The organism is Pseudonocardia sp. N23 (assembly GCF_002583555.1).
GTDB lineage: Bacteria > Actinomycetota > Actinomycetes > Mycobacteriales > Pseudonocardiaceae > Pseudonocardia.
In genome coordinates, this window is the sequence record NZ_BEGX01000057.1 from 229,775 (window position 1) to 255,759 (window position 25,985).

The following is a 25,985-nucleotide window of genomic DNA, read 5'->3' on the forward strand; positions in this document are numbered from 1 at the left end:
CCGGCCGCCGCCGGCTCGGCCCACCCTCCGGCCGAGGGCACCGGCCACCCGGCCGCCGGCTCAGGCCACCCGCAGCCCGGCCGCGACCCGTCCCGTCACCTCTGCGTAGACGTCCTCGAAGCGGTCCAGGGTGGCGTCGAGCGCGTGCCCGGCGACGATCTCGCGGCTCGCCGCGCCCATCCGCGCCCGCGTGGCCGGGTCGGCCAGCAAGGCGCCCAGCGCCGCGGAGAGCCCGTCGACGTCGCCGGGGGTGTAGAGCCAGCCGTTGCGGCCGGGGCGGACCAGATGCGGCAGCGCCATCGCGTCGGCGGCGACGACGGGCTTGCCCGCCGACATCGCCTCCAGCGTCACCAGGCTCTGCAGCTCGGCCACGCCGGGCATCGCGAACACGGCGCAGCGGCCGTAGGCGGCGACGAGCGTCTCCTCGTCGACGAAGCCGTGGAACGTGACCCGCTCCCCCAGCCCGAGGCGGTCGGCCAGCGCGGTCCATGCCTCGCGGCGTGAGCCGTCGCCGACGATCTCCAGCCGGGCCGCGCCGAGCCCCGCGGGCAGCACCGCGAAGGCACGCAGCAGTTCGTCGACGCGCTTCTCCTCGTCGAGCCGGCCGACGAACAGGACCGTCGGCACCGGGGCCTCGACGCCACCGGCGTAGCGGGCCGAGTCGATGCCGCAGGAGATCGGCAGGACGCCGTCGATGCCGGCGGCGTCGGCGAGGAGTCCCGCCGCGCGTTCGGTCGGTGCGGTGACGACACCCGCGCGCCCGAACACCCCGGCGAGGTCGCGCCAGGCCCAGCGGGCGGCGGCCCGCTGCAGCACGTGCGGCACCTTGGCGTGGCCGAACAGGTTCTCCGGCATGAAGTGGTTGGTGGCGACGAGCGGCACCCCGGCCCGCGACGCCGCCACCGCGGTCCCGCGACCGACGACGAAGTGGGCCTGGACGTGGACGACGTCGGGCGCGAGGTCCTCGACCAGCGCCGCGGTCGCCGGGGACGCCTGCCACGGCAGGCACACCCGGAAGTTGTCGTGCAGCGGGTAGCGGTGCGAGCGGACACGGTGCACGCGGACCCCGTCAGGGCCGGGGCGCGGTGCCGTGCGGTGCGCGCCGGCGTCCGGCGACGGGGCGACGACGTGCACGTCGTGCCCGCGCCCGGCCAGCCCGCCCGCGAGCCGCTCGGCGAAGCGGGCGGCCCCGTTGACGTCGGGTGGGAAGGTGTCTGCGCCGATCAGGATCCGCAGCGTACGCACGGCGGTACCTCACTCTCTGGTGTGTGGCTGTGGGTGCGGGTGAACGGGTGTGGACCAGGGGTCAGGGACGGCCCGCGGTGACGAGCCGGCCGTCGCTCTCGACGGGCCCGGTGGCGCGCGCACGCTCGCGGCGGCGCAGCGCGTCGGGGTGGTGGCGGGAGAGCACGAGGACGCCGCCCGCGGCGACGACCGCGCACCCCGCCATGCCGAGCGCGGCGGGCAGACCGGTCGCGGCGCCCTCACCGAGCAGGGCGATCCCGAGGCCGACGGCCACGACCGGGTCGACGACGGTGAGCGTCGCGACGACCAGCTCGGCCGGACCCGCGGCGAAGGCCTGCTGCACGAGCCAGCCCCCGGCCAGCAACGCGACGACGATCGCGCCGGCGAGCCCGGCGACGTCGAGCACCGGCGCCCCGGCGACCACACGCTCGGCCAGTGCCCGGACCAGCGCGGAGACGAGCCCGAACGCGGTCGCCCCGGCGGCGGCGCAGGACAGGCAGCGCAGGGCCGGCGAGCTCGCACGGGCGGCCACCGCGGACAGCCCGAGGACGACGATGCCGACGCCGGCCCCGGCGAGGGCGAGCGTCGTCGGGTCGGCCGCCCCGGGGACGGCGCTGCCCGCGGCGAGCGCGACGAACCCGGCGACGCCGCCGACGGCTAGCCCGACCGCGACGCCGACGGCCGTCGAGGGGCGCCGCCCGGTCGCGCGGGCGGCGAGCAGGACCGCGACGGGAACGGCGAGCACCCCGACGGGCTGCACGACCGACACCGGTGCGACGACGAGGGCGAGTGCGTGCAGGCCGGCGCCGGCCCCGGCGAGACCGAGGCCCAGGAGCCACCCGGGGCGACGCAGCAAGGCGGCGAACCCATCGGCTCCGAGCCGGGCGGCGCCGGACCCGGCCGGTCCGGCCGCCGGGCCGGGCACGGCCTCGGCGGCGACCGCGCGGTGCTGCAGCGCGCCGCCGATGGCGAAGCAGACGGCGGCGACGACGGCGGCGAGGACGGCGAGCGCGGTCACCGGACCACGTCCGCGGCCGGGCCGGACACCGTCGTCCCCAGGTCCGGCGTCCCCGGGTCCGGCGCCCCCGGGTCCGGCGCCCCCGGGTCCGGCGCCCCCGGGTCCGGCGCCCACGCCGGGGCGGTCACGTGTGGGCCGGGAGCGGGCGCCACGGAGCCACGGCGCAGGGCGCGCGCGACCACCGGCAGCAGGACGATCACCAGCCCGTACAGAACACGCTCCACCAGCCCGAGCAGGGGAAATCCGGGTGAACCCAGTACGACGATCGGGACATGACTGAGCAGGAAGGCAGCGTCGAGCGCGGCCGTGGCGACGGTCAGCCGGACCAGCAGGACCGGGCGCGTGCCGCGGGCCGCCAGCCCGCGGGCGACGACCATCGCGAGCACCGGGGCCAGGCCCAGCACCAGCGCGCCGCCCCAGCGGTGCACGACGGCGGAGATGTCGGCGGGCGCACCGTCGACGTTGGTCGGGAACGCGGCGACCAGCCCGAGGCCGATCACCCAGACCGCCGTCAGCGCGGCGAGCACGGGCGCCCCCGGCAGCCGGGTCCGCCACGCCGCGACCGCGACGAGCAGCCCCGCGACGGCCAGCGCTGCCGACGAGACCGCCAGCAGCGCGTAGCCCTGCGGCACGGCCACGTAGTCGCTGACGGTGCGCGCCAACGGGTCGATCGACCCGCCGCCGACGACATGCAGCACCAGTACGGGTACGACCGCGACGAGCGCCGCGACCGTCACCCCCGCCGTGGCTCCGGCCGTGACCCCTGCCGTGACCCGGTCGACGGGCACCGGCCCGGCCGCGTCGTCCCCCCGGTTCGTCATGGCGGCGACGTTTCCAGCGCGGGAACCGCTACGACATCCGGGCGACCACCGAGTCGGGCTCCGGAAAGCCCCCTATGTCGCCCTGGGGTCAGCCGGTCGGGGCCGGGGGCACCGGGCCGTCGTCGGGGAGCGGGTCGGCGCTGACGGTCTGCTCGGGGAGCAGCGGAGCGAGCGCGAGGTCGGTGATGCGGGCGGCGCCGGGGGCGGCCTGCACGGCGCGCACCCCGGCGCGGGCGGCGAGCGCGTCGAGCCCCGCCCGGTCGGCCCTGACGACGACCGCGACGACGCACGTACACGCGGCGTCGCCGAGCGCGGCCTGCTCGGCGGCGGCGACCGCCGCGGGACGACCGGTCCGCCGGGCCGCGTCGCCCTGTGCGGCGAGCTGGGCGCGCTGGCGCGCGACGTCGACGGCCGTACCCACCGGGACCCCGGCGTCGAGGGTCTCGAAGCGCAGCGCCGTCTGCACCCGCGGGATCGGTACCCGCCACACGACCTGCAGGATCGCGACGTCGCCCGCGAGCGCGACGGCCTGGGCCCCGGTCACCTCGGCGTCGAGCTGGACCAGCGCCGGTACCGCCTCTCCGGGTGCGGGCAACGTCGCGGGCAGCGAGGCGAGGTACTCGGCGACGGCCGCGCCCGGGTCGGGGCCCAGCCGCACCGACCCGGTGACCGACGGCGGCGGCCCGGACGGACCCGACCGGCTCCCCGCATACCAGGCGACGCCGAGCAGCACGACCAGACACACCGCGAGCAGGCCGAGCCGACGGCGTCCGGTCACGACTGCGCCCTCAGTCCTGCAACAGTTCCAGGGAATGCGCGAGGTCGGCCGGGTAGGGGCTGGTGAAGTCGACGCGGCGGCCGTCGGCGGGGTGGGCGAAGCCGAGCTCGTGGGCGTGCAGCCACTGCCGGTCGAGCTGCACCCGCTTGGCGAGGGTCGGGTCGGCGCCGTAGGTGACGTCGCCGACGCAGGGGTGGCGCATCGCGGAGAAGTGCACCCGGATCTGGTGGGTGCGACCGGTCTCGAGCCGGACGTCGAGCAGCGACGCGGCGCGGAACGCCTCGATGGTGTCGTAGTGGGTGACGCTGGGCCGCCCGCCCTCGACGACGGCGAACCGCCAGTCGTGGCGGGGGTGGCGGTCGATGGGCGCGTCGATGGTGCCGCGGCTCGGGTCGGGGTGGCCCTGCACGACGGCGTGGTAGCGCTTGTCGACGGTACGTTCCTTGAAGGCGCGCTTGAGCTCCGAGTAGGCGTGCTCCGACTTCGCGACGACCATCACCCCGGTCGTGCCGACGTCGAGGCGGTGCACGATGCCCTGCCGCTCCGCGGCGCCCGACGTCGCGACCCGGACGCCGAGCGCGGTCAGGCCGCCGACGACCGTCGGCCCGGTCCAGCCCGGGCTGGGGTGCGCCGCGACGCCGACGGGCTTGTCGACGACGACGATGTCGTCGTCCTCGTAGAGGATGCCGAGCCCGGCGACGACCTCGACCGGGCCGCTGATGACCTCGGACGCCTCGCGCTCGGGGTCGGGCAGCTCGACCTCGAGCCAGCCGCCCGCGACGAGCCGGTCGGACTTGCCGGCGGCGCGGCCGTCGACGGCGACGCGGCCCTCCTCGGCGAGCGCCGCGACAACGGTGCGGGAGAGCCCGAGCATGCGGGCGAGCCCGGCGTCGACACGCATGCCGTCGAGGCCGTCGGGGACAGGGAGGCTGCGCAGCTCACCCACGGGCGGCAACGGGGTCGGGGGCATTCACCCGGCCATTATCGCCGGGACGCTCCCGGACCCGGCCGCCCGCCCGCCCGTCGGTCCCGCCCTGGCACCCGGCCACCCCGCCCGGTCTCGCGGGCGCGGTCGCGCAAGACCGGTCGTGAACGGCGATGGTCGCCGTGGCGACCATCGCCACTCACAGGTCGGACCCCGGTCAGGTCGGGCACAGGGCGCCGCGGACCCGGGTCGCTCAGCCGGGCGGCTCGTCGGTACCCGGCTCCCGGGTGACGGCCAGCCAGCGGGCCAGCCGCCCGCCGCGGTCGACGGCCCGGATCCGGTCCTCGGTGGCCCGCCGCGCCCGCGCGGTCGTGACGACGAGCAGCTGGTCGTTCTCGCGCAGCCGCGTCTCCAGGTCCGGGGTGAACGCCTCCCCGTCGCGCACGACGAGGCTGACCGTGGCGCCGCGCGGCAGCCGCAGCTCACGCAGGTAGACCCCGCGCAGCTTCGACCCGACGGGGACCCGGACCTGCAGCAGGTCGGCACCGAGCTCGTCGAGCGGCGCGGCGTCGACCTCGATCTCGTGGACGTCGGTGCTCTGCACCACCTTCAGCCGCGACGCCACCCACGGCAGCGTCGTGCCCTGCAGCAGGGTGAGCATCACGACCAGCACGAACACGACGTCGACGAGCCGCGACCCGCTCTCGGCGCCCTCGACGACAGCGATCAACGCGAGCACGATCGGCACCGCGCCACGCAGCCCCGACCACGACAGGAACGCCTGCTCCCGCCACGGGACCCGGAACGGCACCGCTGCGGCGATCACCGACAGCGGCCGTGCGGCCAGCAGCAGGACGGCCCCCGCGATCAGCGCGGGGACGACGGCCGCCGGCAGCCGCGAGGGCGACACGTAGAGGCCGAGCAGCACGAACAGCCCGATCTGGGCGAGCCAGCCGGTGCCCTCGGCGAACGACAGCACGCCACCGCGGTGCGGCAGCCGGGAGTTGCCCAGCACGAGCGCGCACACGTAGGTGGCCAGCAGGCCCGAGGCGTGCGCGAGCTGCCCGCCCGCGAACGCGAGCACGCACACCGACATCGTCGCGAGTGGGTAGAGGCCGGTGGACGGGAGCGCGGCGCGGCGCAGCGCCCACGCCCCGGCGAGACCGAGCAGGATCCCGATGACCGCGCCCGCGGCCAGCTCGTAGACGACCAGCGCCGGGGTCCACCAGTGGAACGGCTCCCCGGACGCGAGCAGGATGACCGCGAGGACGACGGGCGCGTCGTTGAGGCCCGACTCCAGCTCGAGGGTGCCCGCCAACCGCCGGGACACCCCGACGCCGCGCAGCACGCTGAACACCGCGGCCGCGTCCGTCGACGACAGCACCGCGCCCCAGAGGAACGCGACCCGCCAGTCCAGGCCCAGCAGCACGTGGAACAGGACGCCTGCGACGCCGATGCTGACGACGACCGCCGTCGTCGACAACGCGACACCCATTCCCAGCGACGGCCGGACCGCGTCCCAGCGGGTGGTCAGGCCGCCCTCGATCAGGATGAGCACCAGCGCGGCGATACCGAGGTTCTCGGTGAGGACCGCGTCGGAGAACTGCAGTCCCAGCACCGACTCGCCGAGGATGATCCCGATGCCGAGGTAGAGCAGCAGCGAGGGCAGACCGAGGCGCACGGACACGCGCACCGCGAGGACGCCCACCAGGACGACCGCGGCGACGACGCCGAGCAGCACCTCCAGATCCGCCATGCCCACCCCCGGCGGATCACTGTATTCGGCGCCTGATTCGTCGCCTTCGGCGGCCGAACCCGCTGGCCCCCAGGGGTGTCAGGCCGCCGTGACGCCGGGTGACGCGGCCGTGGGTCTGCGGTCCCCGAAGCGGCCGAACAGCCAGATCACCGGGAGTGTGCAGGCCAGCGACACCGCGATGTAGAGCGGGCGTTGCAGCCACCACGCGAGGTCGGGGACCTGCTTCTCGCCGATCTCCCCGCTCCACGCGTAGATGAGCCCGCGCCCGATGGCCATTCCCGTGGTGTGGAAGAGGAACACGGGCATCGCGAAGCGGTTGACGATCTCGACGATGCGCCGTGGGCGCGGCCGGTCGAGCCAGCGTTCGACGGCCGGGCGGCCCATCTCGGCCACCCCGATCTGGAACACCAGCAGCGCGACGATGCACAGCGTGGGCGGCGCCATGTTCGACGTCTCGCCCGGCACGCCGACCATCGAGCCCGGGTACAGCCCGGAGAACACGAGCCCCACCAGGCCGAACAGGCCCGCCCACATCAGCGCCGCGTCGAACTGGCGCGGGGCGCGCACGACCTGCTCGTAGGAGAAGCCGGCCTGGAACGCCAGCCCCCACACCAGCACCATGTTGACGTAGGCCAGCTCGTCCATCCCCGCCCGGAACCGCAGGATGTCGACGACGACCACCAGCCCCGCGAACCACACCAGCGGCACGGCGCCGAAGTGCTTGCGCAGCCACAGCCACAGGGGCATCAGGGCGATCAGCCCGAGGTAGACGGCGATGAACCACAGCGGGCTGATCACCAGCAGCACGGCCCGGCCCACCCACGCGATGTCGAACACCGCGCCCAGCACGGCGCCCAGCGCGATCCACACGACGGCCAGCACGAGCGCGGGCACCGACAGCTTGCGGATGTCGCGCCACACGAAGCGGCCGAGATGCTCGCCACGTGCGCGGGCCCGCTCCCACGCCTTCAGATGGACGTAGCCGCCGACGTAGAAGAACAGCGGCAGCACCTGGAACAGCCACGTCAGCGCCCACAGGCCCGTCGTGAAGCCGAGCGGGCTCGTCGCGCCCGGCCCGGTCGGGCCCCACACCAGGATCGTGAACGCCCAGTGCCACAGCACGACCACGAGGATCGAGAACGCGCGGAGGAAGTCGACGTAGCGGTCCCGCGCGACCGGTCCATCCTCCGTTGCGCGATCCGGACCGGCGACCGCGCGCGCGCCGGAATGCCCCTGACCGGCGGCTGTGCCGGCCGGGTCGACGTCGGTCATCGTGCCTGTCCCCCAGTGCGCGCTCGGGTACCGTCGACCCCGATGGCCCCCACCACGGCGGGACGGTCGTGATGGCGACGGCCCTGCGGACACCTCCGGAGCGCCCCCGCCTCGCCGGGCGCACGCTGCGGCGACGGCTGGGCCTGTTCTCGGTGATCGCGATCTTGGCAGCGTCGAACGTCGTCAGCAACCGGCTGTGGCCCGAGGCCTACATCCCGTGGAACGTCGGGGTCGCCGTGCTGCTGGTCGGCGTGGCCCTGTGCTGTGGCGTGACCTGGGCGGATCTCGGGCTGTCGCGGGCAACGCTGCGCCGCGGGCTCGGCATCGGCGCGATCGCGCTCGTGGGTGTCGCCGCGTTGTTCCTGATCGCGCTCGCCGTCCCCGCCACCCGGGAGGCGTTCGACGACACCCGCGCCGCCGGCACGCTGGGCGCGGCGCTGTTCGCGGCGCTGGTGCGCATCCCGATCGGGACGGCGTTGCTGGAGGAGACCGCGTTCCGCGGGGTGCTCCCCGCGCTCGTCGGCGGGTCGTGGTGGCGACGGACGCTGGTGTCGTCGGGGCTGTTCGGGCTGTGGCACGTGCTGCCGTCGATGGGGATGGCGAGCGCGAACGCTGCCGTCGCCTCCTCGGTCGGCGGGTGGGGCACGGTCGCGACGTCGGCGCTCGCGGTCGTGGCGACCGCCGCCGCCGGTGTCCTGCTGTGCGTGTGGCGACGCTGGGGCGGGCACCTGGTCACCCCGATCCTCGCCCACGTCGCCACCAACTCCCTGGGTGTGCTGATCGCCTGGTGGTTCGTCAGCCACTGACCCGTGTGAGGGGATTGACGTGCGACCGGGGGTTGTCCCCCCGTCGGCATCGGGCACCTTCCGGATGGTGCCCGCGCCCGGCCGGTCCCTAGGTTCGTCCCATGTCCACGGCTGTCACTCCCCCCGGGACCGCGGTCGGCGGCAGGCCCTCCCCGGCCGACCCGCTGCGCGCGTTCACCTCCCCGGCCACCTGGCTCGGGGCGGCGCACCTGCTGCTCGACGTCCTCTTCGGCATCGCAACGTGTTTCCTCGTGCTGACCGGCGTGTTCTGGTCGGTCGTGCTGCTGCCGTTCGCGCTGGCCGGGGTGCCGGTGTGGATGCTCACCGCCTGGGTGAGCACCGGCCTCGGCGCGGTCGAGCGGTTCCGCTACCGGCTGCTCCTCGGCGTCGACATCGAGGCCCAGCCCATGCCACCCGCGCAGCGTCACCCGCTGCGCTACGCGGGCGTGCTGCTGCGCGACCCCGGGATCCAGCGGCGGCTGGCCCACCAGGTGCTGGCCGCACCGCTGGGGATGCTGACGTCCGGCATCGTCTACGGGCTGCTGGCGGTCGGGTCGACGCTGCTGGTGCTGCCCGTCGCGGTCCTGCTCTCCGGGAACACCGACGCCCACCTGTTCTGGATCCCGCTCGGCTCCGGGACCGCGCGCGGGCTGCTCGCCGGGCTCGGCCTCGTCCTGCTGCTGGTCACCCCCGCAGTCGTGCGGGGGCTGGTGGCCGTGGACGTCGCCGTCGCCCGGGCGCTGCTCGGGCCCGTTCCCGGCGCGCTCGCCGCCCGCGTCGGCGAGCTCGAACGCAGCCGGGCTCGCGTCGTCGACTCCGTGGAAGCCGAGCGCCGCCGCATCGAACGCGACCTCCACGACGGCACCCAGCAGAGCCTCGTGTCGCTGGCCATGACGCTGGGCCGGGCCAAGGCCCGCTACCGCACCGAACCCGACGGCATCGGCGACCTGCTCGACGACGCCCACCGTCAGGCCAAGGACGCCGTCGTCGAGCTGCGCGGGCTGATCCGCGGGCTGCACCCGCCCGTGCTGTCCGACCGCGGCCTCGACGCCGCGCTGCCCGCGCTGGCCTCCCGCTGCCCCGTCCCCGTCGACCTCGTCGTCGACGTCCCCGTCCGGCCACCGCTCGCCGTCGAGTCCATCGGCTACTTCGTGGTGTCCGAGGCGCTCACCAACGTCGCCAAGCACTCCGGCGCCTCCCGGGCCGGCGTCGTCGTCACCGAGTCCGACCGGACACTGTGGATCACCGTGACCGACAACGGCCGCGGCGGGGCCGATGCGGCGCTGGGCACCGGGCTGCGCGGTCTCGCCGACCGCGTGTCCGGCGTGGACGGCCAGCTGTCGGTCGACTCGCCCGTGGGCGGCCCGACGGTGCTGACGGTGGAGCTGCCGTGCCGGCCACGGTGAGCCCGCCGCGGGTGGTGATCGCCGAGGACTCCGTGCTGCTGCGCGAAGGCCTGGAACGGCTGCTCGCCGAGGCCGGGTTCGACGTCGTCGCCGCCGTCGGGGACGCGGAGTCGTTGCTGCGCAAGGTCGGCGACTGCCCTCCCGACATCGTCGTCGCCGACGTCCGGATGCCACCCACCCACTCCGACGAGGGCCTGCGCGCCGCTCTGGTCATCCGCACCCGGTGGCCGTCGGTGGCGGTGCTGGTGCTGTCTCAGTACGTCGAGGAGCGCTACGCCACCGACCTCCTCGCCGGGGACACCCGCGGCGTCGGCTACCTGCTCAAGGACCGGGTCGCCGACGTCGAGAGCTTCGTCGAGGCGCTGCACCGCGTCCGCGCCGGCGGCACCGCACTCGATCCCGAGGTCGTCTCCCAGATCCTCACCCGCTCCCGGCGCACCGCGCCGCTCGCGGAGCTCACCCCGCGCGAACGCGACGTCCTGTCGCTGATGGCCGAGGGTCGCTCCAACAGCGGCATCGCCGAGGCCCTCGTCGTGTCCGACGGCGCCGTCGAGAAGCACGTCAGCGGCATCTTCACCAAGTTCGCGCTCCCCGCCGCCCCCACCGACCACCGCCGCGTCCTCGCGGTGCTGCGCTACCTGGAGGGCTGATGTCCGCCCCGACCCCGTCGCTGTCCGCACCCGAGACCGTGCCCGTGGAAGCGGCGCCGGGGCCTCGCCGGCCCCATCCCGTCCTCGTGACACTCGCCGTCCTCGGCGTGCTCGTCGCCGCGGCCGCCGGCGTCGCCCAGCTGCTCGGCAACGCCGTGCACTCGACGACGGTCACCGAGGCCACCTACACCCCGGCGTCACCGCACCTGGCGGTCACCACGAACTCCGGCGACGTCTCGCTGCTGCCCAGCACCGACGGCGCCGTGCACGTGCGCACCCAGGCCCGGCACGGCCTGAACCGGCCAGACCTCGTCGCCGACGCCGGGCCCACCGGCCTCGTCCTCGACTCCCACTGCAACGGATTCCTCGCCGACTTCTGCCAGGTCAGCTACACCATCGCGGTCCCGTCCACCCTCTCCGTGACCGTCTCCACCGGTGTCGGCGACATCGTCGTCCGCGACCTCGACGGCCGCGTCGACGCCGACACCACGGGTGGCGACGTCCTGCTCACCGGCCTCGGTGGCGACGTGACCGTCCGCACGATCTCCGGTGACGTCGTCGGGACCGGGCTGCGGTCGGGCTCGGTGCTCGCCGAGTCGACCGTCGGCGACGTCACCGTCGCGACCACCACCGCGCCCACCGGGGTGACCGCCCGCAGCACCGTCGGCGACGTCGACGTCGCGGTCCCCGCATCGCGGCCCTACCGTGTCGACACCGGCAACGGATCGGGGCAGACCCGGATCCTGCTGCCCGTCGACCCGGCCGCCACGGCGACGGTGTCGGCGACATCGGACTCCGGGGACGTCACCGTCCGGCCGGGCTAGCGGTCCTCGCTCAGACCTGCCAGGTCAGGGTCGCGGCGTGGCGGGGGCGTTCCGGCAGCGCCGCCAGCGCCTCGGCCACCTCACCCACCCGGCCCGCGGGCAGGCACAGCTTGCGGGTGACCCACTCGGCGTCCTGGCGCGGCGGGGACTCCCGCTCCCAGCGCGCCACGTCGGCCGCGACGCCCAGCTGCGTGAGGACCGCGACGGCGTCGTCGGTGCGGGCCGGCTCCGGCCGGCGCAGGCCGTGGAAACGGAGCCACAGCGGATCGAGCCAGGCCATGGGGTGCTCGTCGAACATCTCGACGACGACCCCCGTGCGGGCCGCGGCCGTCAGCGCCGAGACGAACGGTGACAGGTCGACGACGTTGTGCAGCACGTGGTGCGACACCACCACGTCCGCCGATCCGGCGGCCTCGGCGACCGCGGGCCAACGACCCTCGACCGTCGTGTACGGGATGCCGCGACGGCGCGCGCCCTCGGCGAACACCTCCAGCATGTCCGGCTGATGGTCGACACCCGTGACCGCCGTCAGGGCGCCGACCAGCGCGAACGCCGCTGCACCGCCGCCACAGCCCACGTCGAGCACCGTCCCGGACCCGCCGAGCAGACCCAGCGCCGACACCCGCGACGGGGTGTCGGCCGGCTCGTCGGGGGCGGTGAAGTCCCGCGGATCGTGCACCCACGGGCTCCCCGGTGCCTGTGCGAGGATCTCCGACGGGATCCCGCGGCCCGACTGCAGGTCGTGCCATCGCCTCGCCGCGTCGGTCACGGGTGCACCCTACGACTCCGCCGGTGCCGCGTCGCCGCGGTCCGGCATCCGTTCGCGTGCCGCCCCGTTCTGCGGGAACGGCGCTGCCTCGTAGTCGGGTTGCGGGACAGTGCCGTTCCTGCAGAATCCGGCAGCCCAGCGCAGGGTCCTGACTCTGGGCGCCGTCGGCCGTCGAGTCGCGTCAGGCGCGAGCCACGTGCACCGCGACCCGGTGCGAACCCGTGCCGTCCTGCGCCGCCGCCGCGGTGCCGACGAGCGTCGGCTCCGCCGGCTCGGCGAACACGACCGACGTCGCCAGCACCTCGCCGGCGACGAACGCCTCGTGGACCCGGACCGCGGCGAGCACCTCGTCGGCGCCGCCGATCGTGAGCACGATCCGGTCGGAGACGTCGAGGCCCGCGTCGCGGCGGGCCTGCTGCACGACGCGCACGACGTCGCGGGCGGCGCCCTCCGCCGCGAGGTCGGGCGTCACCGCCGTGTCGAGCACGACGAGCCCGGTGCTACCGGGCAGCGCCGTCGTCTCGGCCGGATCGGCCGCCACGAGCCTCTCGGTGAACTCCCCCTCGATCAGGTCGATCCCGCCCGCGGTGACGGTGCCGTCGGGGTTGGCGGTCCACTCCCCCGCCTTGACGGCCCTGATCACCTTCTGGGTGTCCCCGCCGAGGCGCGGCCCGCAGGCGCGGGCGTTCACCGCCAGTTCGAACCGGCCGTACGCGGCGACGTCGGTCGTCAGCGTGACGTCCTTGACGTTCACCTCGTCGCGCAGGATGTCCGCGAACGGGGCGAGCGTCTCCGCATCGGCCGAGGCGACGGTCAACCGGGCCAGCGGCAGCCGCACCCGCTTGGTCCGGGCCTTGCGCAGCGACGATGCCGACGACGCCACCTGCCGCACCCGGTCCATCGCCGTGACCAGCTCCGCGTCGTGCGGCAGCTCGTCGCGGGCGGGCCAGTCCGCCAGGTGCACCGAACGGCCGCCGGTCAGGCCCTGCCAGACCCGCTCCATCGCCAGCGGCAGCAGCGGCGCCGCGATCCGGGCCGTCACCTCCAGCACGGTGTGCAGCGTGTCGATCGCGTCGGCGTCGCCGTCCCAGAAGCGGTCCCGGGAGCGGCGCACGTACCAGTTGGTGAGCACCTCCGCGTGGTCGCGGACCTGCTCGCACGCACCGGCGATGTCGTAGACGTCGAGCGCGTCGGTCACCCCGTCGACCAGCTCCGCCGTCTTGGCCAGCACGTACCGGTCGAGGACGTGCGTCGAGTCGGTGCGCGTGACGCCGCGGCGGCCCGCCGCGCCGGCGTAGAGCGACAGGAAGTACCAGGTGTTCCACAGCGGCAGCAGCGCCTGCCGCACACCCTCGCGGATGCCCTGCTCGGTGACGACGAGGTTGCCGCCGCGCAGGATCGGGCTCGCCATCAGGAACCAGCGCATGGCGTCGGAGCCGTCGCGCTCGAAGACCTCGTTGACGTCCGGGTAGTTGCGCCGTGACTTCGACATCTTCGTGCCGTCGTCACCCAGCACGATCCCGTGCGCCACACAGGAGCTGAACGACGGCCGGTCGAACAGCGCCGTCGCCAGCACGTGCAGCGTGTAGAACCAGCCACGGGTCTGGCCGTTGTACTCGACGATGAAGTCGCCCGGGTAGTGGTGCTCGAACCAGTCCCGGTTCTCGAACGGGTAGTGCACCTGCGCGTACGGCATCGAGCCCGACTCGAACCAGCAGTCGAGCACCTCCGGCACCCGGCGCATCGTCGACGCCCCGGTGGGGTCGTCGGGGTTCGGGCGCGTCAGCTCGTCGACGAAAGGCCGGTGCAGGTCGTGGGGGCGCACCCCGAAGTCACGCTCCAGCTCGTCGAGCGAGCCGTAGACGTCGACACGCGGGTACGCCGGGTCGTCCGACATCCACACCGGGATCGGGCTGCCCCAGTACCGGGTCCGCGAGATCGACCAGTCGATCGCGTTCTCCAGCCACTTGCCGAACTGGCCGTCCCGCACGTGCGTGGGCACCCACGTGATCTGCTGGTTGAGCTCCACCATGCGGTCGCGGAACGCCGTGACCCGCACGAACCACGAGTCGACGGCCCGCTGGATCAGCGGGTTCCCGCACCGCCAGCAGTGCGGGTAGGCGTGGTCGTAGGTCTCACGGCGCAGCAGCACACCGTTGACGTGGGGCGCGCCGTTCTTCAGGTCGTCGATGATGTGCGGGTTCGCGTCGAAGACCTGCATGCCCTCGTACGGCGGCACCGTCGAGTCGAACTTCCCCGCGCCGTCGACCGGCACGACGACCTCGATGCCGGCCGCATCGGTGACGACCTTGTCCTCCTCACCGAACGCGGGCGCGATGTGCACGACGCCGGTGCCGTCGTCGGTGGTGACATAACCGGCGGCCAGGACCCGGTGGGCGTTCTCCCGGCCGACGAAGAAGTCGAACGGCGGGACGTAGGAGGTGCCGACGAGCTCGGAGCCGCGCAACGTGCGCAGCACCTCCGGGTCCTCCCCCAGCTCGCGGGCGTAGGCGCCGACCCGGGCCGCCGCCAGCAGCCACTTCTCGCCGTTCGCGGCGACGAGCGCGTAGTCGACGTCCGGGTTCACCGCCATCGCCAGGTTCGACGGCAGCGTCCACGGCGTCGTCGTCCAGATCAGGGCGAGCGCCCCGTCGAGGTCGGTGCCGGGCGCGGTCAGCCGCAGCCCCACGGTGACGGCCGGGTCCTGCCGGTCCCGGTAGGCGTCGTCCATCTTGGTCTCCGACGCCGACAGCGGGGTGCCGTCGTGCCAGCAGTACCAGAGGACGCGGAAGCCCTGGTAGACCAATCCCTTGTCGTACAAGGTCTTGAAGGCCCACATGACGCTTTCCATGTAGTCCAGGTCGAGCGTCTTGTAGTCGTGGTCGAAGTCGACCCACCGCGCCTGGCGGGTGACGTAGGCGCGCCACTCGTCGGTGTAGCGCAGCACCGACTCCTTGCAGGCCGCGTTGAACTCGGCGACGCCCATCGCGTCGATCTCCGACTTCCCCTTCAGCCCCAGCTGGCGCTCCGCCTCGGTCTCGGCGGGCAGGCCGTGGGTGTCCCAGCCGAACCGGCGCTCGACGTGCTTGCCGCGCATGGTCTGGTAGCGCGGGACGACGTCCTTGACGTAGCCGGTGAGCAGGTGGCCGTAGTGCGGCAGGCCGTTGGCGAAGGGCGGGCCGTCGTAGAAGACGAACTCGTTGCCGCCGTCATCGCCCGCCGGCCGGGCCGCGACCGACGCGCGGAACGTGTCGTCGGCCGCCCAGAAGTCGAGCACGTCGCGCTCGAGCGCGGGGAACGACGGGTGCGCGGGCACGGCGGGATACCCGCTGTCGTGGTGGTCGTGCTGCTCGGCCATGGCGGTGGCGCTCCTCGTGCGGCGGTGGGACTGCCTGCACGGGGACGACGGCCCGGCATCGGGCGCCGCGGTACCACCCCGCTTGCCGCGTGCCCGCCGGAAACCGGCGGCCGCGTGGCCTCTCGTTCGACGGCTGTGACGGGCCGCACCCGCCCGGTTCTACTCCGGGCCCCTGCTCGCAGAGATCGCGAGCGAACCCGTTTCTTCCGGAGGCTCCCCGGTGATGGCCGGATCGACGCCATTGGTCCTACACGTGCTGGTCGTGCGTGTACGGCCAGGGTAGCGCGCGGGCGCCACCCGCTTGCGCGCGCCCCGGCCGGGGCGCGCGGAGGTGGGACGCTCGGTCAGCGCGCCTCGGCGTGGTGGCGGGCCGCGATGGTCCGGCTCGGGCTGCACAGCCCGCACGGGGTGAAGCCGAGCTCGACCGCTTCGCGGACCGGCAGCGGGATCAACGCCTGCCCCTCCAGGGAGGGGCACTCGGTCACGTGGAAGCGGGGCTGCTCGTCGACGACGACGACCTCGTCCTCGAGGTTCGCGACCTGTCCGGCGACACGGGCCTCCGGGGTCTCCTCCGGCGGCTCGGCGGGCGGGACCGACCGGGCGGCGCCGTTGCCGGAGGCCGCTGCCGTGGTCGTCGTCGCCTCGGCGGCGTTGCCGGGGTCCTGGGCAGAGCTGCCGGGAGCCTGGGCAGAGCTGCCGGGAGCCTGGGCAGAGCTGCCGGGAGCCTGGGCGGGGGCGCCCGAGCCGAACGACGTGGCGCCCTGCGCTGCATCGTCCGCGGCACCAGCCCCCTGAGCTGCGGAACCCTGAGCTGCGGAACCCGACCGGTCCGGGGTGCCCTCCGGCCGGTTCTGCCCGGACGCGGCCTGCGCGGGCCGGCCACCGAGGACTGCCGTGGCCTCTGCACCACCGGCACCCGGCCGGCCGGCGGACGACGTCTGCGGCGACTGGGTCGGCGACCGATCCGCCGGCTGCTGACCCGGCCGGCCCTGAGCTGCGGCCTTGCCGTCGGAACCGGCGCCCGTCCCGGGCTTGCCCCTCTCGGCACCGGCGTTCGCAGAACCCGCCTTCGCGGGGCCGCCCGTATCTGGGCCGGACCTCGCGGCGCCTGCCTTGTCCGGTTCGGCTCCCCCGGCGGCCGAGTCGGACCGGGCCGGCGACCCGGGCTGTTTCTCGAGCGACCGGGGTTTCTGTTGCGACTGGGGCTTCTGGAGCGACTGGGGCTTCTGGAGCGACTGGGGCTTCTGGAGCGACGCGGCACCGGACGGACCGGCGCCCTGGGACGAACCCGCGGCTGCGGCCGCGGCTGCACCCGCCGCCGCGCCGGCACCTGCTGCCGGAACAGCGACGGTCGGACCGTCGACGGAGCCTGCCTGCCGCCGCGACTCCTGCGACCGTGATCCAGGAGTGCGCGACCCGGGAGGCCCGGTCGTGTCGCCGGACCGGTCCGCACCCATCACCTGGGTCGCGTCGCCGGCCGGACGACCGGGCTCCGCGCCCGTCGCGTCGGCCGCCGTTGCCGGCCGGGCACCCGCTGCGGGGGCACCCGCGGCAGGCCCCCGGGAGACCGGTTCAGCGGTCACGCTGTGTGACGAATTTACGCTCGATGGAGTGACTCCGTCGTCAGCGCCGGACGGTCGCCCGGGTGAGCCGGGCGGTTGCGACGAGGCCGGCGACGACGATCCCCCGGCCGGAACCCCATCGGGCGCCTGGCTCGGCGGAGGACCCGTCGGCGGCACGACAGGCAGAACCTGCGTGACCGCCTCGGCGCCCTCGAAGGCCGGCGCCCTGTCGGCACCCGGCATCGGGGGCGGTGGCCCACCCGCCTCCGCACGGCCCGGCGCGGGGCCCGTACGAGCCGCGGAGCGGCCGCGCAGCCAGTCGACGAGCAACACCACCGCGGCGCCCGCACTGACGGCCACGGACACCCACGCCCACAGGACGCTGCCCGTCAACAGTGCGACGACGAGCAGGGCGAACGCGACCAGGACGAGGATCAGAACCAGCAGCAGCACGATTCACTCCCTGGTGGGCGGCGCCGTGGCGCCGCCCACCGTCCGGGGAACTGTCTCGGGAACGGTCAGCTGCCGGCGTCGGCGCGCTGGCCGTAGCCGCTGGCGGCGTAACCCCCGTTGGAGGCGGACCGACCGTCGGCGGGCGCCGCGGAACCGCGGTCGCCGAGGTCACGCAGCTGCGACTCCAGGTACGTCTTCAGCCGCGTCCGGTACTCGCGCTCGAACGTGCGCAGCTCGTCGATCTTCTTCTCGAGGACCGACTTGTCGCGCTGGATCGTCCCGATGATCTCGGTCTGCTTGCGCTCGGCATCGCTGACCAGCGTCGCAGCCTTGTCGCGCGACTGCCGCTCCAGCGTCTCGGCCCGGGTCCGCGCGTCGTTGAGCATCGTCTCGGCGCGGGCACGGGCATCGTTCACGAGGCCGTCGGACTTGGTCCGGGCCTCCGAGAGCAGCTGCTCGGACTTGGTCCGGGCGTCGCCCAGCATCGAGTCGGCCTCGCTCTTGGCCTCGGCCGTGAGCCGGTCGGCCATCTCCTGGGCCAGGCCCAGGACCTTGGCGGCCTGGACGTGGTGGTCGCCACCGCCCAGATCACCGCCATCGGCCAGCTGCGGCGCGGGCGCCGACAGCGAACGCGGCGGCTCGACGGGGCGCGGAGGCTCCACGGGCCGCTGGATCTGGGCCGTGGGCGGCGCCAGAGCCGGCTGCGGCCGTGACCGCGCCTCCTCCAGGTCGGCCTGCGCGCTGCCGAGCTGGGACTCCATCTGGGACACCTGCTCACGCAGGTCGTCGTTCTCCTCGAGCAGTCGAGCGAGCTCGGCCTCGACCAGGTCGAGGAACGCGTCGACCTCGTCCTCGTTGTACCCCCTCTTACCAATAGGGGGCTTGCTGAACGCGACGTTGTGAACGTCGGCGGGCGTCAGCGGCATCGGATCACCTCATGCAGTCCTCGGCGGCAAACCGGGTGACTGGGGCTCACTCCGGCCTGACAACGTCCATAAGTATGAACACTGCCAGGAGGAGAACCATAATCGAGAGGTCCAGCCCCACTCCCCCGATCCGGACCGTGGGGATCACTCTCCGCAACAACTTCACCGGCGGATCGGTCATCGTGAAGATCGCCTCGAGGGCGACGGCGCTCTGTCCGACGGGCCGCCACTTGCGCGCGAACGCGTGCACCAGCTCCACGACGATGCGTGCCGTGAGCAGCAGCCAGAAGGCGAACAGGACGTAATACAGGACGAGGCGAAGGACGTCGGGCACGCCGTCAATCCTGGCGGAACATCTCGCGTTCTGCGAGCCGCCTCGCGTCGTCCGCCGAGACCTCGACGTCCGCGGGCGTGAGAAGGAATACACGGTTCGTCACCTTGTCGATGGAACCGCGCAGCGCGAAAGCGAGCCCCGCGGCGAAGTCGACGAGGCGCTTGGCCGACGCGGCGTCGAGCTCGGTGAGGTTCATGATCACCGGCTGGCCGTCGCGGTAGCGCTCCCCGATGGTCCGCGCTTCCTTGTAGCTGCGCGGCTGCAGCGTCGTGATGCGGGCCATCGTGGCCGCACCACGGTCGCGCTGCTCCGGCAGGGCCGCGCGCTCCCCCGGCCGCACCTCGCGCAACGCCGGCTCGCGGACGGGCTCGCGGAGCACGGGCTCGGGGTCGACGGCGAGTGCTCCACGGACGCTGCCCGCGCCCAGGCCGCCACCGAGACCGGTGCCGCCGAGCCCCGACGCACCCACACCACTCGCGGCACGCACCGGCTCACGTGGGGGCCGCGACTCACGGGCGGGAGTGCGCTCCATGCCGCCGGGACGGCCGGGACGCCGGTCCCACGCCTCGCCGACCGACGCCGGCGGGTCGTAGGACTCGTACTCGTCGGCCGCGCCGTAGCGGTCCTCGGGATCGTCCCAGCGTTCGTCACGCCGGCGCGGGACGCCGTAGCCCGGCTCGTCGACGTAATCGGCCATCTCGTCCGCGGGTACCATTCCGAAGTAGGCCTTGAGCTTGTACATCGCGCCCATGTCGCGCTCCCCTCGTCGTCACCCGCGAACCGGCGGTCGCCCCCGCGACCGGCGATCACCGCGAGGCTATCCGCCGTTCCCCCACAAGGGCCGTTCCGACACGCACACACGTCGATCCGTGACGGATCGCCACCTCGAGGTCCGCGGACATCCCGGCCGACAGCACCCTCGCAGACGGATGATCATCACGCAGTGCAGAGAACGCGGCGGCGACGTCGGCGAACGCCTCGTCGGGTTCCGCGCCGAGCGGCGCGACGGCCATGAGCCCGTCGAGGCGGAGGCCCGGCAGGCCGCTGACGTGCGCGGCGAGTGCGCCGAGGCCCTCGCGGGCGACGCCGCCGCGGTCCGGGTCACCGTCGACGCTGTACTGCAGCAGCACCGGGAGCGGGCCCTCGCGGAGCCCGTCGTCGACGGCGCGCCGGGCCTGGGCGTCGAGCGCATCGGCCAGCCGTGCCGAGTCGAGCGACTCCACGCGTGTCACCCACGGGACCACCACGCGCGCCTTGTTCCGTTGCAGTCCGCCGACGAAGAACCACCGCGGCGCTGCGTCCGGGACGAGCCCCGCGACCTCCTCGACCTTCTGCGCTGCCTCCTGTGCCCGGTTCTCGCCGAAGTCGCGCAGCCCCAGCCCGCAGAGGATCGCGACGTCGGCCGCCGGGACGGTCTTGGTGACGGCCAGCAGGTCGACCTCGGCCACGTCGCGGCCGGCGGCCGCACACGCCGCGGCGACGGTCTCCCGCACGCGGGCGAGGCGCCTGGCCAGATCGTCGCGGCGGTCCTGCCCCGACCCACGCGGGGCCGGCGACTCGGGTCGTTCGTTCATCTCGTTCCTCCACCCACCGCCCACGGCCGACGCGGCCCGCGGGACGTCCTCATCGCGCCCCGGCCGCGACCAGGCACGCGGTCCGGGCACACCCCCGGTCGCGGGCTGCGACGACGCCACCCACGATCGGACCCTCACCCGTCGGACGGGTCGAGCCACACCACCCCGGCCTGGCGCCCGGTCGAGCCCTCCCGGCGGTGGCTGAACAGGGCCGGGTCCTCCATCGTGCACCGCGGGTCCCGGGCCACCCCGCGGACACCGAACATGTCCAGCTGGCGGTGCAGGCCCGCCCGGATGTCGATGCCGGGCGTGCCACGACGGGTCCGGCCGCCGCTGCCCGGCAGGACCGCCCCCACCTCGTCACGCATCTCCGCCGGCACCTCGTAGCACCCGCCGCAGACCGCGGGCCCCAGCAGGACCACCACGTCCTCCACGTCGGCGCCGAGGGCGACCATCGCCTGCAGCGTCGCGGGCACCACGCCGGCGGCCGCCCCGACCCGGCCGGCGTGCGCCGCACCGACGACACCCGCCTTCGGGTCCGACAGCAGCACCGGCACGCAGTCGGCCGCGAGCACCGCCAGCCCCACCCCGGGCTCGGCCGTGACGACGGCGTCGGCCTCCGCGAGATCCGGCACCCCGGCGCCCGGCGCCGGGCCGCTCACCGTCTCGACCCGGATGCCGTGCACCTGCTGCAGGAACACCGCCCCCGACAGGCCCAGCTCGCGCACGAGCCGGCCCCGGTTCGAGGCGACCGCCGACGGGTCGTCACCCACACCCCGGGAGAGGTTGAAGCTGGTGAAGGCACCGGAGGAACGGCCACCGGCACGGGTCGTGACAACCTTGCGAACGCGCACCGCGTCAGCGTTGCACGACGCGAGGTCAGCGACGCATGAAGGGCGGCACGTCCACGTCGTCGTCGAGCTCGTCGAAGTCGCCGTCGGAGACCGGGACCGCCGCACCGTGGGTCGGCGCGGCCTGGGTGGGTGCGGTCTGCGGCGGCGCGGTCTGCGTCGGCGCGGTCTGCGTCAGAGCCGTGTGAGGCTGGGCGGCATGCGCCCCGCCGCCACCGAGGGAGCTCATCGCGGGATCGGTGCGCTCCGGCGCCCGCGGCGCCGGCGGCACGTACGACGGCTGCGGCGGCACCGGGGCCGCAGGAGGCAGGGTGCCCGCCTGGTTGTGGCCCAACCCGTTCGCAGCCGTGACCGGCGCGGCCGACGGCGGCGTCACCGGAGCGGCCGGGACGTGCTGGGCCGCCGGGGCGTGCACGGCCGGCGTGTGGACCGCGGCCGGCTGGCTCGTCCCCGCGGCCGACGCCCCGGTACCGGGCGCGGCGTCGGTGGAGCGGTAGGCGGACGGCTCGAGCTTCTTGTGCGCGGGACCGCCACCCTCGAACCCGGCTGCGATGACCGTGACCCGCACCTCGTCGCCGAGGGAGTCGTCGATCACCGTCCCGAAGATGATGTTCGCGTCCGGGTGCGCGGCCTCCTGGACCAGCGAGGCGGCCTCGTTGATCTCGAACAGGCCGAGGTCGGAGCCGCCCGCGATCGACAGCAGCACCCCCTGCGCCCCGTCCATCGACGCCTCGAGCAGCGGCGAGTTGATCGCCGAGCTCGCGGCCTGGACTGCGCGGCCCTCTCCGCGTGAGCTCCCTATACCCATCAACGCACTGCCCGCGCCGGACATGACGCTCTTGACGTCGGCGAAGTCGAGGTTGATCAGGCCGGGCGTGGTGATCAGGTTGGTGATGCCCTGGACACCGGAGAGCAGGACCTCGTCGGCGGAGCGGAAGGCGTCCATCAGTGAGACGCCGACGTCACCGAGCTGCAGCAGCCGGTCGTTGGGGATGACGATGAGCGTGTCGCACTCGTTGCGCATCGCGTTGATGCCCTCGTCGGCCTGACCGGCGCGACGCTTGCCCTCGAAGGTGAACGGCCGGGTCACGACACCGATCGTCAGCGCACCGAGCTTGCGCGCGATCGAGGCGATCACGGGTGCGCCACCGGTGCCGGTGCCGCCGCCCTCCCCCGCCGTCACGAAGACCATGTCGGCCCCCTTGAGGACCTCCTCGATCTCCTCGCGGTGGTCCTCGGCGGCCTTGCGGCCGACCTCCGGGTTCGCCCCGGCCCCGAGGCCGCGGGTCAGCTCCCGGCCGATGTCGAGCTTGACGTCGGCGTCGGACATCAGCAGGGCCTGGGCGTCGGTGTTGACGGCGACGAACTCGACGCCCTTCAGACCGACCTCGATCATGCGGTTGACGGCGTTCACGCCGCCGCCACCGATACCGACGACCTTGATCACGGCCAGGTAGTTGTGCGGGGGCGTCATGCGCGGCACCTTCCAGTTGCTCGGGTCCGGTCCAGCTCCGGTTGGTCCGGGCCTTCACGCGAGAACGCTAGGTGCGGTCAGGGTGTCGGTCCATTAGGCGCGCCGCACGTCGGCAACCCCCCAGAGGGGTGTTTCGCGCTGTCGTGACCTCTTCGTGACCGGACGTGCGCGGTCAGCGACGAATCGTCGGTAGATCAGGGCTGGCGACGTCGAACACGCTGCCCTTCTCCGTCAGCAGCGCCGTGAGCACCGCCGCCTTGCGCTGGCCGTTCCCGGGCGAGCCCCACACGACACGGCGGTCGTCGGAAAGGGTGAGCTCGACCGTCGCCTGGCCCCCGGTGGTGGCGGGGGCGATCACCGTGACGGTCAGCACCTGCGCCCGGACGGCGTCGGGCAGCGCGGCGAGAACCCCGAGCCCGGCGGTGGTCTGCGGGTCGTCCGGAGCGATGCGGCCGGCGATGCCGACGTCGAGGTGCGGCAGCACCGGCGGCACCTCGGGCGCCTGCTCGTACGGCACGCCGGTGCGGTCGACGAGCATGAGGCCCTTGGGGGTGTCGGCCAGCGCGACGGCGACCCGTTCGACGACCGTGATCACGACGGTGTGCGGCCAGTCGCGGCCGACCGTCACCGACGCGACTCCGGGCAGCGCCGCGACGCGCTGTTCGGCACCGGAGGTGTCGGCGCCCACCAGCGGGCCACCCGTGGGGATCGCGGCGGCGGCGAGGACCTGGTCGCGCGGGACGGCCAGGGCACCGTCGACGGTCACGGTCTCCACGTCGGCCAGACCGCTGCCGTAGAGGAGGAACGCGACCCCGCCCGCGAGGCCGCCGAGCAGCACGAGGACGACGACGAGCAGCGCGATCCGCCGCCGGCGCACGATGTGCGGGGCGGGCCGGACGGGCCGGGGCCGGGGGGTGGCGCCGGTCCGGGCGGTGCGGCGGGCCGCGGTGTCGTCGCGGGTCGCGGTGCCGGCGTTCCCGGCATCCGTGCCGGTGGTGTCCGAACCGCTCTCGTCGGTCCCGTCCGCGGTCGTACCGGGAGCCGGGTCGTCGGCGTCCGCGCCCTGCGGGGGCGTCCGGGCACCGCGGGTGCCGCCGCTGGAACCGGGGATGGCCGCGATCCCGCCGGCACCGAGCCTGCGGCCACGGCCGTCGGTGCGGGCCGTTCCGGCGCGCTTGCCGTTGCGCTCGGTGTCGCCGCCGGAGCGTCCGGCGCCGCGGCCGGTCCGCTCCCCCGCCGCCGACGTCGAACCGGCCGTCGTCCGACCGCGACTCGCCGCGGAACCGACGGACTTCCGCCCGGCGCCCGCGGGGTCGCGACCCGTGCCGCGGGCATCACTGCCGGCGCCACCCGCCTTGCCGCGGCCCGCCTCGGGGGTGTCGGCGGCCTCGTCCCGCGCGGCGCGGGAGGTCCGGCCGGTGCCGGTCGCCCCGTCCCGGGCCGTCCTGTCGGCCCTGTCCCCGGCTGACCTGTCCCGGGCGGTCCTGTCCCGGGCGGCAGCGTTCATCCCGGCGCGCCCCGTCGCCTCGCGGTCGGCGCGGCCGGGCTGGGCGGGGAGCCCACCGGGACCCTCGCCGCGGCGGCCGGTGGCCCCCCGGTCCCCGTCCCGGGCGTCGTCGGAACGGCGCGACGTGCCCGTGCCGTCGCGGGACGCGTCGTCGGCGGTGGGGCGGTCCTGCCCGGCGTCCGCCCGCCCGGCACCGGCGCGACGGGTGCGACCATCGCGCTCACGTGCCGATCGGGGAGCCGCCGGGCGCCTCACCCTGCGCCCTCTTCGCGGACCTCGAGCTCGCGCAGCACCTCCGGGCCGAGCACGGTGACGTCACCCGCGCCCATCGTCAGCACCAGGTCACCGGGCCGGGCGATGCCGGCGAGCACCGCCGGGACCTCCGACCAGCTCGGGACGTGCCGCACCGCGCCGCGGGGCAGGTCGACCGCGTCGGCGACCAGCGCGCCGGTGACGCCCGGCTCCGGGTCCTCCCGGGCGCCGTAGACGTCGAGGACGACGACCTCGTCGGCCAGCCCGAGGGCGACACCGAACTCGGCGGCGAACAGCCGGGTCCGGGAGTAGAGGTGCGGCTGGAAGGCGACGATCACCCGGCCGGGGCCCGCGACGGAGCGGGCCGCCCGCAGCGTGGCGGCGACCTCCGTCGGGTGGTGGGCGTAGTCGTCGTACACGGCGACGCCGGCGGCGCGGCCCTTGTACTCGAAGCGCCTGCGCACCCCGTCGAACCCGGCGAGGCCCTCGAGGAGCGTGTCGACGGGCGCACCCAGCTCGACCCCGGCGAGGAGGGCGCCGAGGGCGTTCATGGCCATGTGCTCGCCCGGGACGGCGAGGCGCACCGCGAGCTCGACGCCACGGTGGCGGGCCCGGACGCGCGCGCCGGGGCCGTCGGGGCGGTGGTCGACGAGGACGGCGTCGTCCGCACCGGTGGCGGTGCGGCCGTAGCGGCGGACGGCGAGCCCGCGCCCCTCCGCGTACCGCGCCAGCTCGGCCGAGCCCGGGTCGTCGGCGCAGGCGACGAGGACCCCACCCGCGGGGACGCGTCCGACGAACGCCTCGAACACGGCCCGGTAGGCGGCCTCGGTGCCGTGGTGGTCGAGGTGGTCGGGCTCCACGTTGGTGACGACGGCGACGCCCGGGGTGTAGGCGGTGAAGGAGCCGTCGCTCTCGTCGGCCTCGACGACGAACACGTCGCCGCCGCCGTGGTGGGCGCCCGCGCCGGACGCGGCGAGGTCACCGCCGATCGCGAACGACGGGTCGAAGCCGCAGTGCTGCAGCGCGACGGTGAGCATCGAGCTGGTCGACGTCTTGCCGTGGGTGCCCGCGACAGCGGCGACGCGGTGGCCGGTGGTGAGGTCGGCGAGGGCATCGGCGCGGTGGACGACGAGCAGGCCCCGCTCGCGGGCCGCGGCCAGCTCCGGGTTGGTCTCGCGGATCGCGGTCGACACGACGACCGTGGGCGGCCCGTCGAGCTGGTCGAGGTGACCGGCGTCGTGGCCCACCGCCACATGCGCGCCCAGGGCGCGCAGGGCCATGACGGTGCGGGAGTCCTTGGCGTCGGAGCCGGAGACGGCGATGCCGCGGCCCAGCAGGATCCGCGCGATGCCGCTCATCCCGGCGCCACCGATGCCGATGAGGTGGACGCGGTCGCCGAGCAGTGCCGCGGCGGGCGTCACGGG

The 25,985-nt window shown here is 74.8% G+C and carries 22 protein-coding genes; 4 read left to right on the top strand and 18 right to left on the bottom strand.

Annotated elements, in window-relative coordinates:
* Window positions 1-60 precede the first annotated feature (60 nt).
* The 7 genes from TOK_RS17850 to TOK_RS17880 all read right to left on the bottom strand — a co-directional run bounded on the left by TOK_RS17850 (window position 61) and on the right by TOK_RS17880 (window position 7,815).
* A complete protein-coding gene (locus TOK_RS17850; RefSeq protein ID WP_098958997.1) occupies window positions 61-1,245 on the bottom strand; it encodes a glycosyltransferase in 1,185 nt (394 codons plus the stop codon).
* A gap of 61 nt (window positions 1,246-1,306) precedes the next feature.
* Complete coding sequence (locus TOK_RS17855) at window positions 1,307-2,263, bottom strand: hypothetical protein (protein ID WP_216361994.1); 957 nt, start codon at window positions 2,261-2,263, stop codon at window positions 1,307-1,309.
* Window positions 2,260-3,084, bottom strand: coding sequence for a DUF998 domain-containing protein (locus TOK_RS17860; RefSeq protein ID WP_098958998.1), 825 nt, complete (start codon window positions 3,082-3,084; stop codon window positions 2,260-2,262). Before TOK_RS17860 ends, TOK_RS17855 begins: the two co-directional genes overlap by 4 nt.
* A gap of 88 nt (window positions 3,085-3,172) precedes the next feature.
* A complete protein-coding gene (locus TOK_RS17865) occupies window positions 3,173-3,862 on the bottom strand; it encodes a hypothetical protein (protein ID WP_098958999.1) in 690 nt (229 codons plus the stop codon).
* Window positions 3,863-3,872: 10 nt separating this feature from the next.
* Entirely contained in the window at window positions 3,873-4,832 is a 960-nt protein-coding gene (locus TOK_RS17870; RefSeq protein ID WP_098959000.1) for an RluA family pseudouridine synthase, read from the bottom strand.
* 208 nt (window positions 4,833-5,040) lie between these two features.
* The gene (locus tag TOK_RS17875) at window positions 5,041-6,543 is read right to left on the bottom strand and encodes a potassium/proton antiporter (protein ID WP_098959101.1); all 1,503 of its coding nucleotides are present in this window, start codon (window positions 6,541-6,543) and stop codon (window positions 5,041-5,043) included.
* A gap of 78 nt (window positions 6,544-6,621) precedes the next feature.
* The gene (locus tag TOK_RS17880) at window positions 6,622-7,815 is read right to left on the bottom strand and encodes an acyltransferase (RefSeq protein WP_098959001.1); all 1,194 of its coding nucleotides are present in this window, start codon (window positions 7,813-7,815) and stop codon (window positions 6,622-6,624) included.
* Window positions 7,816-7,886: 71 nt separating this feature from the next.
* On the opposite strand from TOK_RS17880, the gene TOK_RS17885 reads away from it, so the two are divergent.
* The 4 genes from TOK_RS17885 (at window position 7,887) to TOK_RS17900 (ending at window position 11,501) form a co-directional block, all read left to right on the top strand.
* Complete coding sequence (locus TOK_RS17885) at window positions 7,887-8,621, top strand: type II CAAX prenyl endopeptidase Rce1 family protein (protein WP_098959002.1); 735 nt, start codon at window positions 7,887-7,889, stop codon at window positions 8,619-8,621.
* A gap of 101 nt (window positions 8,622-8,722) precedes the next feature.
* Entirely contained in the window at window positions 8,723-10,027 is a 1,305-nt protein-coding gene (locus TOK_RS34185) for a sensor domain-containing protein (RefSeq protein ID WP_098959003.1), read from the top strand.
* Window positions 10,012-10,677 (top strand): response regulator transcription factor, encoded by a 666-nt coding sequence (locus TOK_RS17895; protein ID WP_253258448.1) that lies wholly within the window; start codon window positions 10,012-10,014, stop codon window positions 10,675-10,677. Before TOK_RS34185 ends, TOK_RS17895 begins: the two co-directional genes overlap by 16 nt.
* Window positions 10,677-11,501: a DUF4097 family beta strand repeat-containing protein gene (locus TOK_RS17900; RefSeq protein WP_098959005.1), complete on the top strand. Its 825-nt coding sequence runs from the start codon at window positions 10,677-10,679 to the stop codon at window positions 11,499-11,501. Before TOK_RS17895 ends, TOK_RS17900 begins: the two co-directional genes overlap by 1 nt.
* 10 nt (window positions 11,502-11,511) lie before the next feature.
* Here the strand turns inward: TOK_RS17900 and TOK_RS17905 are convergent, their stop codons facing one another.
* The 11 genes from TOK_RS17905 to murC all read right to left on the bottom strand — a co-directional run bounded on the left by TOK_RS17905 (window position 11,512) and on the right by murC (window position 25,919).
* Window positions 11,512-12,270: a class I SAM-dependent methyltransferase gene (locus TOK_RS17905; RefSeq protein WP_098959006.1), complete on the bottom strand. Its 759-nt coding sequence runs from the start codon at window positions 12,268-12,270 to the stop codon at window positions 11,512-11,514.
* Window positions 12,271-12,451: 181 nt separating this feature from the next.
* A complete protein-coding gene (gene ileS / locus TOK_RS17910) occupies window positions 12,452-15,628 on the bottom strand; it encodes an isoleucine--tRNA ligase (protein WP_098959007.1) in 3,177 nt (1,058 codons plus the stop codon).
* 344 nt (window positions 15,629-15,972) lie between these two features.
* The gene (locus tag TOK_RS17915; protein WP_098959008.1) at window positions 15,973-17,643 is read right to left on the bottom strand and encodes a hypothetical protein; all 1,671 of its coding nucleotides are present in this window, start codon (window positions 17,641-17,643) and stop codon (window positions 15,973-15,975) included.
* Window positions 17,644-17,708: 65 nt separating this feature from the next.
* On the bottom strand, window positions 17,709-18,569 hold the full coding sequence (locus tag TOK_RS17920; protein ID WP_098959010.1) for a DivIVA domain-containing protein: 861 nt from the start codon (window positions 18,567-18,569) through the stop codon (window positions 17,709-17,711).
* Window positions 18,570-18,615: 46 nt separating this feature from the next.
* Entirely contained in the window at window positions 18,616-18,903 is a 288-nt protein-coding gene (locus tag TOK_RS17925; protein ID WP_098959011.1) for a YggT family protein, read from the bottom strand.
* Between the two features lie 4 nt (window positions 18,904-18,907).
* Window positions 18,908-19,654 (bottom strand): cell division protein SepF, encoded by a 747-nt coding sequence (locus tag TOK_RS17930; protein ID WP_098959013.1) that lies wholly within the window; start codon window positions 19,652-19,654, stop codon window positions 18,908-18,910.
* Between the two features lie 55 nt (window positions 19,655-19,709).
* Window positions 19,710-20,477, bottom strand: a complete 768-nt coding sequence (locus tag TOK_RS17935) for a YggS family pyridoxal phosphate-dependent enzyme (protein WP_098959104.1) — start codon at window positions 20,475-20,477, stop codon at window positions 19,710-19,712.
* A gap of 134 nt (window positions 20,478-20,611) precedes the next feature.
* Complete coding sequence (pgeF, locus tag TOK_RS17940) at window positions 20,612-21,331, bottom strand: peptidoglycan editing factor PgeF (protein WP_098959015.1); 720 nt, start codon at window positions 21,329-21,331, stop codon at window positions 20,612-20,614.
* 25 nt (window positions 21,332-21,356) lie between these two features.
* Window positions 21,357-22,802, bottom strand: a complete 1,446-nt coding sequence (gene ftsZ / locus TOK_RS17945; RefSeq protein ID WP_098959017.1) for a cell division protein FtsZ — start codon at window positions 22,800-22,802, stop codon at window positions 21,357-21,359.
* 172 nt (window positions 22,803-22,974) lie between these two features.
* On the bottom strand, window positions 22,975-24,564 hold the full coding sequence (locus TOK_RS17950) for an FtsQ-type POTRA domain-containing protein (RefSeq protein WP_098959019.1): 1,590 nt from the start codon (window positions 24,562-24,564) through the stop codon (window positions 22,975-22,977).
* Window positions 24,561-25,919 (bottom strand): UDP-N-acetylmuramate--L-alanine ligase, encoded by a 1,359-nt coding sequence (gene murC / locus TOK_RS17955; RefSeq protein ID WP_098959106.1) that lies wholly within the window; start codon window positions 25,917-25,919, stop codon window positions 24,561-24,563. Before murC ends, TOK_RS17950 begins: the two co-directional genes overlap by 4 nt.
* Window positions 25,920-25,985: the final 66 nt, after the last annotated feature.